Genomic DNA, 13,487 nt, shown 5'->3' with positions numbered 1-13,487 from the left:
CGCCGCCGACGCCGCCGAAAGCGCCGCCGCCGCTGCGCGCGCCCGAGCGCGCCGTGGCGCCACCGCCACCGCCCCCGCCTGCTCCACCGCCGGTCGCGACCCAGGCGCCGCCGGCCGCGCCGCCCGCATCGAACGCCGATGCCAATCTCGCCGAGATGGCGCAGCGGCTCGAGGCGGCACTGCGCCGCCCGACCGGCGCCGGCGAGACCGTCGCACCGCCGGTTGCGCCCGAGGCGCCTCCGGTCCGCGCGCCGCGCAGCGAACCATCAGCCCCGCCCGCCGGCGGACAGAAGAGCGGGTTCGAGAACCTCGAGGACGAGATGGCTTCGCTACTCGGCCGACCGAAGAATCCTTCGTGAGATCAGGGGCAGTCCCGCGTAGAGTTTTTTTCATCGCTGTCCTGATCGCCGCCGGATCCTTCGCCGATCCGGCGATGGCGCAGGATATCAGCATCAATCTCGGCGGCGGCAATGGCGGCGTGACCGAGCGCGCGATCCAGCTGATCGCGCTGCTCACGGTGCTGTCGATCGCGCCGTCGATCCTGGTCATGATGACCTCGTTCACGCGCATCGTGGTCGTGCTCTCGCTGCTGCGCACCGCGCTCGGCACCGCGACCGCGCCGCCGAATTCGGTGATGATCGCGCTGGCGATGTTCCTCACCGCCTTCGTGATGGGGCCGGTGCTGCAGAAATCCTATGATGACGGCATCAAGCCGCTGGTCGCCAACCAGATCGGCGTCGAGGAAGCGCTGCAGCGCGCCTCGGTCCCGCTGCGCGGCTTCATGCAGAAGAACGTCCGCGAGAAGGACCTGAAGCTGTTCATGGACCTCTCCGGCGAGCCGCCGCCGGCGACGCCGGAGGAGGTGTCGCTGCGCATCCTGGTGCCGGCCTTCATGATCTCCGAATTGAAGCGCGCCTTCGAGATCGGCTTCCTGCTGTTCCTGCCGTTCCTGATCATCGACCTCGTGGTCGCCTCGGTGCTGATGTCGATGGGCATGATGATGCTGCCGCCGGTGGTGGTCTCGCTGCCGTTCAAGCTGATCTTCTTCGTCCTGGTCGACGGTTGGGCGCTGGTCGCCGGCAGCCTGGTGCAGAGTTACGGGGGGTAGCCCCGCGAAACATTCATGGCCGCATCGCTGGATCGGCCGGGCCGTTGCACTATCATGCGCGGCACCGCATCCAGGGAGCCGCGCCGTGCAGCAGCCATTCGATCGCGCCGCAGAAGATCTCGGCAACGCCATCCATCTCGAGCATGTCAACGTGCAGGTGCCGGACCAGCGCCTCGCCACGCTGTTCTATGTCGCCGGCATCGGGCTGACCCGCGATCCCTATCTGATGGTCTCCGACAGCAACATGTGGGTGAATGCCGGCCGCAGCCAGTTTCACCTGCCGAGCGGCAGGCCACAGGTGCTGCGCGGCCACACCGGTATCGTGATCGCCGGACGGCGGGCGCTGCTGCAGCGCCTCGCCGCGGTCGCGCCCAAGCTCGAAGGCACCGCGTTCAGCTATCGCGAGCACCATGATCACGTCGAGGCGATTTGCCCCTGGGGCAACCGGCTACGCTGCTTTGAACCGGACGCCGAGCGGTTCGGGCGCATCGCGCTCGGCATGCCCTATGTCGAGTTCGACGTGCCGCGCGGCACGGCCGAGGCGATCAGCCGGTTCTATCCCGAGATCATGGGCATCCCCGCCAGCGTGGACGGTGGTATCGCGCGCGCAAAGGTCGGCAAGGACCAGTATCTGCAATTCCGCGAGACCGATTCTGCGCCCAGCGAGTTCGACGGCCATCACGTCCAGATCTACATCACGGACTTCTCGGGCCCCTACAGGCGGCTGCGCGCGCGCAATCTGGTCTCGCGCGAGGACAATCAGTACCAGTACCGCTTCTGCGACATCGTCGATCCCGCCGATGGCCGGCACCTGTTCACTGTCGAGCACGAGGTGCGCAGCGCCACCCACCCGATGTATTTGCGGCCGCTGGTCAATCGCAATCCTGACCAGACCAACCGCACCTTCGCCAACGGCTACGATCAGGCGCCGTGGGCGATGGGGCCGGACCAGTATGACGGCTGAGCGCGCGCTCGTCCGCATCGCGACATCATCTGCAATCCCAGCCACGAGACGACATGCTTCCCTCCCAGCGCCATCTGTTCGAGATCCCACGCGACGTCTGCTACTTGAATTCGGCGTCCTACAGCCCGCTGCCGCTCAGGACGCTGGAGGCCGGCCGCGCCGCGGTCGGGCGCAAGGGCCAGCCCTGGACCATCGATGCCGGTTTCGCCGGCCGCCAGCATGAGCGCGCCCGCACGGCGGCGGCCCGCCTGATCAATGCCGATGCCGATGACGTCGCGCTGATCCCGGCGATCAGCTATGGCGTCGCGACAATGGCAAAGGCGCTGACGATTCCGCGCGGCACGCGCGTCGTCGTGCTGGAGAACGATCACTCCTCGCCGGTGCTGGAATGGCACGCCCGCGCCGAGGCGCAGGGTTTTGTCGTCGACACCGTGCGCCAGCCCGCCGATGGCGATTGGACCTCGGCGGTACTTGCCGCGATCGGCCGCGCCGACGCGCCGCCGGTCGGCCTTGCCTCGATCTCGTCGGTGCACTGGTCGGACGGCGGCATGATCGACGTCGACAGGGTGCAGGCCGCGCTGCGGCGGCAGGGCGCAATGTTCGTGATCGACGCGACGCAGAGCGCGGGCGTCGTCGCGATGGACGTGACGAAGCTCGATCCTGATGCGGTGATCTTCCCGACCTACAAATGGCTGGTCGGCCCCTACGGCCGCGCTTTTCTCTACATTGCAAAACGTCATCAGAGCGGCGTGCCGCTGGAGCAGACCTCCTCCGGCCGCCGCAACGTCAACTCCGAGAACCCGGTCTATTTCGGCGATCTCGGCTATGTCGACAATGCCCGCCGCTACGACATGGGCGAGCGCGATCATTTCATCACGCTGGAGATGGCATCGATCGGCATGGAGATGATGGCGGAATGGGGCGCCGCTGCCGTCAGCGAGCGGCTCGCAATGCTGACCGAGCGGATCGCCGACGGCGTGCGAGACCTCGGGCTCGACGTGCTGGCGCAGAGCGTGCGTGCGCCTCATATCCTGAGCCTCGGCATGGCCGGCGGCATTCCGAAGGAATTGATCGCGCGGCTCGCTGCCGAAAACATCCACGTCGCGCTGCGGCTCGGCCGGATGCGGATCTCGCCGCACGTCTTCAACGACGAGGCCGATGCCGACCGCCTCGTCGCGGCCTTGACGAAAGCGCTGCGCGACTAACTCCGCTTGCGCCCGAGCGCCACGACGCTGAACAGTTCGATCGCCAGCGCTGCGGCCACGCCGGCCGCGCCGATCACGAACAGCAGCGCATAGTCGCCGCCGCTCTGCGCGAACAGCCAGGACAGGCCGTAGGCGCCCGCCGCCTGGAACAGCGCGAAGGTCGTGGTGGCCTGCGCCCAGGCCGAGCGCTGGCTCGCCGCCGAATGCGGGATCAGTTCGTGGATGCGGCCGATCACCAGCGGAACGATGCCGGGTGTGAAGCCGCCGACGATGAGGCTCGACACGATCAGCGCGGCGGGCGACGTCGTCACCGCGGGCAGCGCAACCGCGACCGCCTCGATCAGGAACGCCGCACGGAGCGCCGCCGCGAAGCCGGCGCGGTCGGCGAGATGTCCGGTCAGCAGCGGGCCGACCACGGCGCCGATGCCGTACAGCACCCAGTAATACGATCCCGCCGCGATCCCCTGCCCGAGACCACGGGCGACGAAATCGACCAGGAACACCATGTGCGGCACCAGCGCCAGCGCGTTGAGGCCGTATTCCACGCACAGCGCGATCACCAGCGGCGAGCGGACGCCATGCGACGCGACGCGCGGCTCGGCGGCACCACGCGCGGCGGGCGCCTCGGCGGGCCACGCCTTCCAGCTGATCGCGGTCAACACCGCCGACAGCACGCCGAGGCCATACCAGGCTTCCTTGACGCCCTGCTGCAGCAACAGCGGCACCAGCGTGCCTGAGGCTGCGATGCCTAATCCTACGCCGGCAAAAATCACGCCGCCGATCAGGCCGCGCTTGCTCGGTGCGGTGCGCGGCAGGATCGCGGTCGCCGCCAGCACCATGATTACGCCGCCGCTGATGCCGGCGAGGAAGCGGAAGCCGAAGAACCAGATGAAGGAGATCGGCACCGCACAGGCAAAGCAGGTGATCGCGGCCAGCAGCATCATGCCGCGCAGCGCCCACACCGAGCCGATCCGCGCGCCGAGGTCGCGGGCGATCAACGCACCGGCGAGATAGCCGGCGAGGTTAGCGGCGCCGAGATAGACCGCTTCCGCCGGCGTGAACCACTTTGCCGCAATCAAGGCCGGGATCAGCGGCGTGTAGGCAAACCGCGCCAGCCCGAGCCCGACCAGCGACGCACAGAGCCCTGCGGCGGCGGACAGCCACAGCGGCCCGCCCGCGTCGCGACGCGGCTCGGCGTGATGACGCCTGTCATGATCGACATTTGCTGACATGGACATGGCAGTAGGCCCTCCGCCCGTTCGTGAAAAATGATTAGTTGCGATCGCAGCAATCGTTTGTAGCGATCACTGCTCGCCTCTCCCGATCGGGAGAGGCGCCTAGTTTGATCTGGCAGAAGCGATCAGCGGGAAGAGGCAGCAGCGGCGAGCTTCTTGCGATATTCGAGCGCGGGCAGCCCGCCCCAGCCCCAATTGTCGGTGTCGACTTCCTCGATGACGACGAAGGTCGATTCCATGGGCTTGCCGAGCACATCGCGCAGCAGCTCGCTGGCGCCCTTGATCAGGGCGGCCTTCTGTTCCGGCGTGGTGGACGACGCACCGGGCGTCGTCCCCTCACGCGTGACCTGGATGGTGACGATAGGCATCACACCCACCTGTCCCTAATGCCCGGCGCTCTGGCCGCCGTCGACATGCAGGATCTCGCCGGTGACGAAGCCCGCGCCTTCCAGGAACAGCACGGCATCGGCGATGTCCTTCATCTCGCCCATGCGCCCAACCGGATGCAGCTTGGCGAGGTAGTCATGCGTCTCGGGCGCGTGCATCGGGGTCTTGATCACGCCCGGCGCCACCGCATTCACACGGATGCCCTTGGCGGCGTATTCGATCGCGAGCGACTTCGTCGCGGCGGCAAGACCACCCTTGGTCAGCGAGGCCAGCACCGAGGGTACGTTGCTGTTGGCATGATCGACCAGGCTGGTCGTGATCTGCACGATGTGGCCGGATCCCTGCTTCACCATCTCCTTGGCGACGCGGCGGGTGATGTAGAAGAAGCCGTTGAGGTTGGTCGCCAGCACCGCGGCGTAATCCTGGTCGGTATGGTCGGTGAACGGCTTGGCGACGAAGATGCCGGCATTGTTGACCAGCGTGTCGACGCGGCCGAAATGCGCAAGGGCCTGCTTGACGATGCGCTCGGCAACCTCGGGATCGCCGATGTCACCCGGTACTGCCAGGACGTCCGAATCGGACGACGGCTTGATGCTGCGGGAATTGGCGACGACGCGCCAATTGCGGTCGCGATAGCCCTTGACGATGGCCTCGCCGAGACCCTGCGACGCGCCGGTGATAATGGCAACCTTCTGCTCTGCACCCATGATTTCTCTCCGTCCGTTGCTGAAGCGACCCAGCGCCGCTTCGATGGAGGGCAACCTAGATACATCCGCTTTCCGCGCGAATGCCCGCTATTCGGCAGACACTCTTCCGCGGCGCGAACGACTGAGCATGGTCGGGAAACGTGCGAAGCGGTTGTCCGGCGCGACAAACGCGCAACGTTGCGGAGATCATGCTCAAACAGGAAACCAAACCGCGATGACGGTTCAGCTTCGTCGCGCTTTTGCATTGGCCTTGCTGGCCTCGCGCGACAGCCGCTCGAAATAGCGTTTCAGCCGCGGGCCGGCGAAATCGACGAAGGCGCGCACCTTCGGCACGTCGAAGCGGCCCTGCGGCGCCAGGAGATGCACCGGCAACGGCGGGGGTTCGTCACCGGCGAGCAGGATCTGCAGCCGTCCGTCGCGGATTTCCTCGGCGATATGATACGAGAACAGCCGCGTGACGCCGTAGCCCTCGCTGGCCGACGCAACCGCCGCCCGCACCGTGTTGACGACCAGCCGTGGCGTGAACTGGACCGCGCGCGCGATCTTCGACTTCGCGGCCGGCGGAAAGCTCCAGGAGTCCAGCCCGAAATGCGTCATCGCGATGATCTGCTGTTTCGCCAGATCGGCCGGCTCGCGGATCACCGGATGCTGCGCGAGATAGCCCGGCGAGGCCGCGACCACGCGGCGCACCTCGCCGAGCTTGATCGCGACGAAATTGGAATCGGCGAGATGGGCGATGCGCAGCGCAACGTCGATGCCCTCGTCGATCAGATTGACCGTGCGATCGAGCATCACGAGCCGCACCGACACCGCCGGATGATCCGTCATGAAGGCATCGAGCACCGGCCGCAGCACGTCCTCACCCACGACAATGGGCGCAGTGATGGTTAGCGTGCCGCGCGGCGCGGCCCGCTCACCGCCGGCCGAGATGTCGGCTTCATCGAGTTCGCTCAGGATGCGCCGGCACGCCGACGCATAGCGCTCACCGGCATCGCTCAGCTTCAGCGACCGCGTGGTGCGATGAAGCAGCTCGGCGCCCACGTGATGCTCGAGGAACGCAATCGCCCGGCTGACCGCCGCCGGCGAGCGCCGCAATTTCCGCCCGGCGCCTGCAAGGCTGCCTTCGTCGACTGCGGCGACGAAGACCTTCATGGCGTCGATGCGGTCCATCGCTCCCCCCGCTTCGCGGCAGCCGCTAACCTTTCACATCATATTGCTTGCTGAGGTGGTCGCCGATCTGCACCAGCATCGCGACGCATTCGGGATAGCCGGGCCTTGCCACCGTGGCCTCGTTGGCGCTGGCGCGGAACTCCCAGCTGTCGCCGTCGCGCAGCACCGAGATGTCCATGCCGTCTGGGCAATCGGCATGTACCTTCAACTCGGCACGTGCCATCGCGATGAGTTCGGCTTCGGTCTTGATCGGCTTGCTCATGTGACGACGTCCTCCCGGCTGGCGACTTCGGCCATGGTTGCCGATTTGACGGCAGGATGTCGAGAGGACGCAGGCGATCACGGGCTGTCGCAATTGACAAATTGCGGGTCTGCGGCGAACATTCGGCCCGGGTCGATACTACCCGCCGCTTGCACCCCGCCCGGGGACGGTGAATGTATCAAGCCATGGTTCAGGCTTCCTTTGCCCGCGCGAACGGGTCAGCAACGCAAGCCCCTGATGCTTTCCGTTCGTCGATGCAAAGGACTATTCCATGCGCGACTTCCGTGATGCCAAGGCCATGGGGCAGACGCTGCGCGAAGCGCTCGGCGCCAAATCGATCCCCCTCACCCAAAGCGACAGCCTGGAGCTGATCGCCAAACTGTTCGGCCAGCGAGACTGGAACACGCTGGCGGCGCGAATCCAGGCGACCGGCGCGGCATCCGACGTGGCGGCTCCCGTCCCGCAGCCGCCGCCGGACGACGTGCGGCAGGAGATCGCAGTCGCGACACCAGTGCTCGATCGTTATGCCGGATACTACCAGCTCAGCGAGCAGGCCGTCCTCAGCGTGATGCGCGACGGCCAGCAGCTTTCCATCCAGCTCACCGGCCAGCGCGCGGTGCCGTTCTTTGCTGAAAGCCGGACCGAGTTTTTCGCCAAGGAGGTCGACGCGCAAATCAGCTTTGTCACCGGCGCCGATGGTCAGGTCACGTCGCTGATCCTGCATCAAAACGGCGACAAGCTGATGCCACGGATCGACGCCGCGGCGGCGCAGCAGATCGCAACCCGCACGACGGAGCGCGTAAGAAATCAATCGGCAGCCCCTGGGACTGAAGCTGCGCTGCACCGCCTGTTTGAATCGGTGACATCAGGGCACCCCAACTACGACGACATGACTCCGGCGCTCGCCGCAGCGACCCGCGAGCACCTGCCGAACATGCAGCGCAGCTTCGAGGATTGGGGCGCGATCGAGTCCACGCGTTTCCTCGGCGTCGGGGCCCAGGGCGAGGATGTCTACAGTGTGAGGCATGAGAACGGCGCGTCGCATTGGCGCATCGCGCTCGACGCCAAGGGAGTCATTTCGACCGCCTGGGTGTCACCGGGGCCGTAGGGCCGGCACCGCTAGGGCGACGCGCTGGCGCGGCGCTCGCCCTTGATCGCCGGCAGCACGCTCACCGGCGCGCCTTCGGCATGTCGGGCACCGATCCGGTCGACACCGGATCGGGCAGCGGCGCGCGGGCGGTGGCGTCGGGGAAGCGGGTCTTCATCTCGCGAATGAAGCCGTCGAGCGTGTCGACGCTGGCGGCCATCCGCGCGATCTGGGCGAACTCGGCGCTCGAGGTCGCGACCGGCTTGCTGGCCGCGTCGAACGCGAGCTTGTCGGCATCGCCGGACATCAGCGGCGCGTATTTTTCGCGGAACCGGGACAGCCCGATGGCGTCCTCGGCGAGCGCGTAGCCGACCACGGCGCGAATGACGTCGGCCTTCTCGCCCGGATTGAGCGGGGTGAAATCGCGCCAGCGGTCGCCGTAATAGAGCTCGATCTGCTCGGATGCCTCGCGCCAGTGCCGCGACGCCCAATAGATGTCCGAACGCAGCCGGATCGCCTCGTGTCCGGTGATGTTCGAGATGATGTCGAGCGCAAGATCGTGCCGGCCGACGTCGCTCTGCGCGCGCGCCTCGAGCAGCAGCCGCTGCTGGCGCAGCTCGCCGGAGAGGTCTGCGATCCGGGTCGAGCGCAGCGCGCCGATGGCGCGGTCGGGCTTGCGGTTCATCAGATAGACCATCGCAAGCCGCGCGGCGACCTGGGCGCGCGCCGCGCCTTCCAGCCGCTTGTCGACCTGGTATTGCAGGAGGTCGGCGGCCTGGTCGAGCAGATCGACGCCGACGAGGCGATCGGCGAGCCGGCGGATCATCTCGTCGCCACGGCGGCCGATCGGCGTCAATTCGCGATATTCGTAGAAGGTGCCGAGCGCATCGATCGGCGCCATCTCGTCGCCCTTCGGGCCGAGATAAAGCTGCACGAACAGCGCCGAGGCGGCATCCTGCGCCTGGCGCGATTCCGGCGCATTCGGCTGCAGCCGGGTCGCGGCACGCGTCACCGCGAAGGCGTCGGCATAGCGCGCGGTCTCGGCGTAGATCTTCGACAGCACATAGAGCGTCTTCAGCTCGATATTGTCGCCGCGCCACAGCATCGACAATAGCTCGAGCTCCTTCAGCACATCGTCGCGGCCGATCTCGCCGCGCTTCTGCTTGAGCAGCGTCTCCAGCAGCTTGCCTTCGGCGGTGGCCTGGCGGTCGGCCGAATTGGCGGCGAAGCGGTAGGCGTCGAGCGCATCCTTTTCCTGGCCGAGCGCTTCGGCGAGCCGGCCGCGCAACACCGCAACCGCGGGCTTGAGCCCGTCGGGAACGCCGACCACGTCGAGATCGCTCTTGCGCCGCGCGGCGCCGGCATAGTCCTTGACTTCGAGCGAGGCCTTCATCGAATCCATGGTGACGATGCGCTGCAGGTCGGGCGGTAGCGTCGCGACCGAGAACTCGGCATTCTTGAATTTTTCGCGCGCCTCGGCCCATTTGCCTTCGCGGGCGAAGGCCAGCCCCTTCCACAATTGCGAATCGTAACCATTGCCGATCACTGGATTGGCGAGATCCTTCAGGCCGCGTTCGGGGTGGCCGATCAGGATGCTGGCGACCGCGTGCACCATCACCACCGACGCCGTCTCGCTGCCGCGCTTGCTCTCGGACAGGATCAGGTTGGCGACACCATGGGCTTCCTGGTACATGCCGCGCGCCATGTAGAACTCGGCGAGATCGAGCCGCGCCTGCGGCAGCTGCTCGGCATTGGCCGTCGACGTCGCACCAATCAGGCTATCGAGCTGCTTGAGGAAATGTTCCGACTGGTTCTTGCGCCATTCGTCCGGATCGAACAGCGGCTTCACCGCCGCGGTCGCGCGCTCGGCGGCGACATCGGCCGATGACAGCGTCAGGCCGCCGGGCCGGCCCAGCATCACCTTGTCGGCGCGACCTCGGCCTTGACGTCGTCGGCGTTCGGATGAACCACGACGCCGTGGATCGATTCCAGCAGCGAGAGCTCGACGAAATCCTGCCGCTTGATGATGCCGCGGGTCGGCGGCGGCGCGGTCACCACCCAGAGCGTATCGCCGGCATCGGGATCAACCAGCCTATGGAGCTGGCCGGCATTGGCGAGCGGCACGCTGACATTGGCAAGCGACGGCTCGCTGATGTTGCGCACCACCGACAGCGGCAATGGCGGCTTCTGCACATGGTCGGCAAAGGTCAGCGCCCAGCTCACGCCGCGCGAACGGTCGTCGCTTTCGAGCGACGGCATCTGCGGCCGGTTGAGGCGGAAGCGCACCGCCTGCCCCTTCTCCAGCGCAATCCGGCTGACATCCGCAATCAGCGAGCCGCCCTTGGCGCGGATCGGGTCGACATCGATCGCCTCGGGTGTGTCGAACACCATCCACACCGTGTCGGCGCGGCGGAACAGTGCCGCCGGCGTCGGGCCGGGGAATGAGAACGTCACGCGAAGACCATCGCTGTCGCGCTGGGCGTCGACCGAGGACTTGGCACTCGACTTGGCACTGGACTTGGCGCCGGCGCGGGCTTCGGCAGACGGCGATGGTGCAGCGGTGGGCTTCGGCGTCTCCATCGCCGGCGCGGCCGCGACGGGGGGCGCAGGCTTCGGCGCTTCGCTGACGGGCGCCTTGTTCTGCTCCGCCGCGTCACCGGCGCTGCCCTCGCGTGGCGCGACCGCGTTCTCGACGTCGGCCGCCGGTGCGGCCGCGACCTTCGGCAGTTCCGGATCGGGTAGCTCCGATCTCGGCTGTTCGGTTTTCGCGGGCGCGGCGGCCGGTTGTTCGGTCGTGGCCTGCTCGGGCTTGGCCGGCTCGGATTGCGGCGGCTCAGACCTGGTCTGCTCGGATGTGGCCTGCTCAGATTTGGCAGGCTCCGCCTTGGGTTGATCGGGCCGGATCTCGATCTTGGCCTGCCGCGCGAAGCTTTCCGACGTCACTGGTGCGATCGCCGCTGCGCCCTTCTTGCCGCGCGGTGTCGGCAACAGCGTGCTCAGCGAGGGCTTCGCCGCCTGCTGCTGCTCGTTCTGCTGGAACGCGACATCGACGATGTAGTTCTTCTCGTCGCGGAACGAATGCACGTCGACATCGCCGATCAGGGTCACGTCGACCGCCGAGGTGTCCGTATCGGCACGCGAACTGATCGACGCGACGTTCGGCGGGGCCGCGACCTTGGCATCGGCAAGGTCGAAGCTCAGGACCGAGTTGAAGGACAGCGTCAGCTTCTGCTCGTTCAGCACCGAGGAGACACTGACCCCGTCCGGAACCTCGAACACGAAGCGGACGAAGGTCGACTGCACCAGCGCGCGAACGCGGATCGGCGGCTTCTTCCTGGCAGCATCGGCGGCGCGCTGGACGCGCAGCAGCCGCTCGGCGGCGCGGGCCCGCTCCGCCAGTTCGCGGATCACGTCCTGCGGCAGCGACGGCGGCGGGCCGGTCCAGCCGTCGGGAAGGAAGTCGACGAAGATGCGCTCGCCGGCGGTCATGGTGTTGACGGTGACGCGGCGCGCCAGCGACAGGCGGATCGCCGAGCCGTCCGGATCGCGGCGGGCGGCGCCGACATAATCCGGCACCGCATCGCCCAGCTTCTCGACCGAAATATCAACCGGACGCTTGAAGCGGATCACGATGATCGAGCCGGCGGTCGTGACCTCCGACTCGACGTCCTCCTTCAGCTTCAGCACCAGCCGGGCATAGCCGTTCGCGGCCGAGAATGTCGCCTCGCCCGGCACCGGGTCGTCGGCATGCGCCACCGTCGAGAATGTGAGGGTCGTCAGAGCAAGGCCGGTGGCGAGCAGGCACAGACGCGCGGTCCGCGCCCAGGCGCGGCCTAGCGACCATGTTCCAGCGGCAGCCGTTCGCGCCATCTCGAAACGTTTTCTCGGGACCTCAGCCATACCAGCGCGAAGCGCCCTCGCCCGCGCGTCCCGATCTTGGATCGGGCGACGTTAAGGAGCTGTTAACGTAAACCCATCGACCGCATTTTCGGAGGCGCGGCGTATGCGCCTGGTTCCGCATTCGCTCACGTACATCGGCTTGGATTAACTCTCCGAATAAGCCCGGGAATGCCCGGCCCTGCCTGGCCCGGAAGCGCAATGATAGATTCGACCATTGATTGATTTAAGCTCTTTTCAAACCAAAATTATGAACGAAGTCGCGCGCCATAATGCTTTTGCAGAAGATGACCCGGCGCTGGCCATTGCCTGCATTCTCCTGATCGCTATCGCGGTACTGCCGTTCAGTGGCAACGTCGAAGGTGCTGGCAACGATTTCTCATGTTTTTGGGGCGCGGGCACGATGGCGGTCGATGGCCACGCGGCCGCCGCCTACGATTGGGACCAACTGCATAAGCAACTTGTCCTTCGGATGCCGGCGATCAATCAACTCCGGTATCCCTACGATCAGTTTCCACTTCCGTTCTTCTATCCGCCAGTGTTTTTCCTGGTCCTGGCGCCCCTTGCCCTGCTGCCGTTTCCGATCGCGTTTTTGGCTTGGAGTGCAGCAAAGCTGTCTTGCTGGCTTCTCGTCATCTATGCGATCCGGCCACGCCCTAGCGCCCTGCTGCTGGCACTCGCGACCCCGCCGGTCTTCTACGATATGTTCCACGGCCAATCCGCGTTGCTTGCTTCAGCGCTGCTCGGCGGCATCCTGCTGACGCTGGACAGGCGCCCGTTCCTTAGCGGCATCCTGATCGCGCTGCTCATCTTCAAACCTCAATTCGGCGTGCTCCTTCCCTTCGTGCTGATCGCGACGGGGCGTTGGAACGCCATCATCACCGCAGCTTTGGCAATACTGGCGCTCATGCTGCTCACGGGAGTGAGCTTCGGCTGGGATACGTTCAAGGCATTCGTCTAAGGGGCAACGACTGTCTCGGCGCGGCTTCAAGCCGGTGGAGGGGTCGCCTGGTTTAACCTGTCGAGTGTTTATGGCCTGCTGCGGGTTGCCGGCCTTGGTTACGGACTGGCTTGGTCGGTCCATATGGCCGTCGCGGCTGCCGTGCTGGTCTGGGTGGTTGTGATATGGCGTCGTAACGTCAGCTTCGCCCTGCAAGCAGCCAGCCTGCTTGCGGCCACTCCGCTGATGTCTCCCTATTTCCTCATCTACGATCTTCCGATGCTGGCGATGGCGCTGGTCTTCCTGATGAAGGCTGACGTCGATCAGGGCTCGCCGGTCGCCAATCGGCGGGCCATCCGTATCGGTCTCGGCGTCATCGTCGTGTTAGGGTACGCTTTCCCGTTCGTGCTCCTGCCCGTTGGTCCGTTCATGTGCGCAACGGTGATCGCGATCGTCTGGATGAAATGCAGGCAACCTGATCTCAGGCCGAATCCGGCTTACGGCTGAAGATGCCGACAGCTGGCA

11 protein-coding genes and 2 pseudogenes are annotated in these 13,487 nt (G+C 66.4%); 7 read left to right on the top strand and 6 right to left on the bottom strand.

Annotated features, from left to right (window positions below; all coding sequences use genetic code 11):
- From AKN84_RS30345 to AKN84_RS30330, 4 genes and pseudogenes are all read left to right on the top strand, one after another.
- A pseudogene (locus tag AKN84_RS30345) lies at positions 1 to 359 on the top strand (flagellar biosynthetic protein FliO); the annotation flags it as partial.
- Positions 356 to 1,108, top strand: coding sequence for a flagellar type III secretion system pore protein FliP (gene fliP / locus AKN84_RS30340; RefSeq protein ID WP_050424172.1), 753 nt, complete (start codon positions 356 to 358; stop codon positions 1,106 to 1,108). The pseudogene AKN84_RS30345 and the gene fliP, both read left to right, overlap by 4 nt.
- Positions 1,109 to 1,193: 85 nt before the next feature.
- The gene (locus AKN84_RS30335; RefSeq protein ID WP_050424171.1) at positions 1,194 to 2,072 is read left to right on the top strand and encodes a hypothetical protein; all 879 of its coding nucleotides are present in this window, start codon (positions 1,194 to 1,196) and stop codon (positions 2,070 to 2,072) included.
- Between the two features lie 53 nt (positions 2,073 to 2,125).
- Positions 2,126 to 3,277 carry an aminotransferase class V-fold PLP-dependent enzyme gene (locus tag AKN84_RS30330; RefSeq protein WP_050424170.1) on the top strand — a complete coding sequence of 384 codons (1,152 nt, stop codon included), beginning with the start codon at positions 2,126 to 2,128 and terminating at the stop codon, positions 3,275 to 3,277.
- Here AKN84_RS30330 and AKN84_RS30325 read toward each other — a convergent pair.
- From AKN84_RS30325 to AKN84_RS30305, 5 genes are all read right to left on the bottom strand, one after another.
- A complete protein-coding gene (locus tag AKN84_RS30325) occupies positions 3,274 to 4,515 on the bottom strand; it encodes a YbfB/YjiJ family MFS transporter (protein ID WP_244485589.1) in 1,242 nt (413 codons plus the stop codon). The genes AKN84_RS30330 and AKN84_RS30325 overlap by 4 nt on opposite strands.
- 122 nt (positions 4,516 to 4,637) lie before the next feature.
- Entirely contained in the window at positions 4,638 to 4,880 is a 243-nt protein-coding gene (locus AKN84_RS30320) for a tautomerase family protein (protein ID WP_050424169.1), read from the bottom strand.
- A gap of 15 nt (positions 4,881 to 4,895) precedes the next feature.
- Entirely contained in the window at positions 4,896 to 5,606 is a 711-nt protein-coding gene (locus AKN84_RS30315; protein WP_050424168.1) for an SDR family NAD(P)-dependent oxidoreductase, read from the bottom strand.
- Between the two features lie 222 nt (positions 5,607 to 5,828).
- Entirely contained in the window at positions 5,829 to 6,776 is a 948-nt protein-coding gene (locus AKN84_RS30310) for a LysR family transcriptional regulator (RefSeq protein ID WP_050424167.1), read from the bottom strand.
- Positions 6,777 to 6,801: 25 nt separating this feature from the next.
- Entirely contained in the window at positions 6,802 to 7,038 is a 237-nt protein-coding gene (locus AKN84_RS30305) for a hypothetical protein (protein WP_050424166.1), read from the bottom strand.
- Positions 7,039 to 7,309: 271 nt separating this feature from the next.
- Between AKN84_RS30305 and AKN84_RS30300 the strand changes: the two genes are divergently transcribed.
- On the top strand, positions 7,310 to 8,146 hold the full coding sequence (locus AKN84_RS30300) for a glyoxalase superfamily protein (RefSeq protein WP_050424165.1): 837 nt from the start codon (positions 7,310 to 7,312) through the stop codon (positions 8,144 to 8,146).
- A 61-nt stretch (positions 8,147 to 8,207) separates the two neighbouring features.
- On the opposite strand, the pseudogene AKN84_RS30295 reads toward AKN84_RS30300, so the two are convergent.
- Positions 8,208 to 11,995 (bottom strand): annotated as a pseudogene (locus tag AKN84_RS30295) (tetratricopeptide repeat protein).
- Between the two features lie 244 nt (positions 11,996 to 12,239).
- Between AKN84_RS30295 and AKN84_RS49405 the strand changes: the two are divergent.
- Together AKN84_RS49405 and AKN84_RS49400 are read left to right on the top strand one after the other, a co-directional pair.
- Positions 12,240 to 12,983 (top strand): glycosyltransferase family 87 protein, encoded by a 744-nt coding sequence (locus AKN84_RS49405; RefSeq protein ID WP_244485588.1) that lies wholly within the window; start codon positions 12,240 to 12,242, stop codon positions 12,981 to 12,983.
- A 123-nt stretch (positions 12,984 to 13,106) separates the two neighbouring features.
- A complete protein-coding gene (locus AKN84_RS49400; protein WP_244485587.1) occupies positions 13,107 to 13,469 on the top strand; it encodes a hypothetical protein in 363 nt (120 codons plus the stop codon).
- Positions 13,470 to 13,487: the final 18 nt, after the last annotated feature.

Source organism: Bradyrhizobium tropiciagri, assembly GCF_001189845.1.
Classification (GTDB): Bacteria; Pseudomonadota; Alphaproteobacteria; order Rhizobiales; family Xanthobacteraceae; genus Bradyrhizobium; species Bradyrhizobium tropiciagri.
This window is presented reverse-complemented; position numbering and strand designations above follow the sequence as displayed.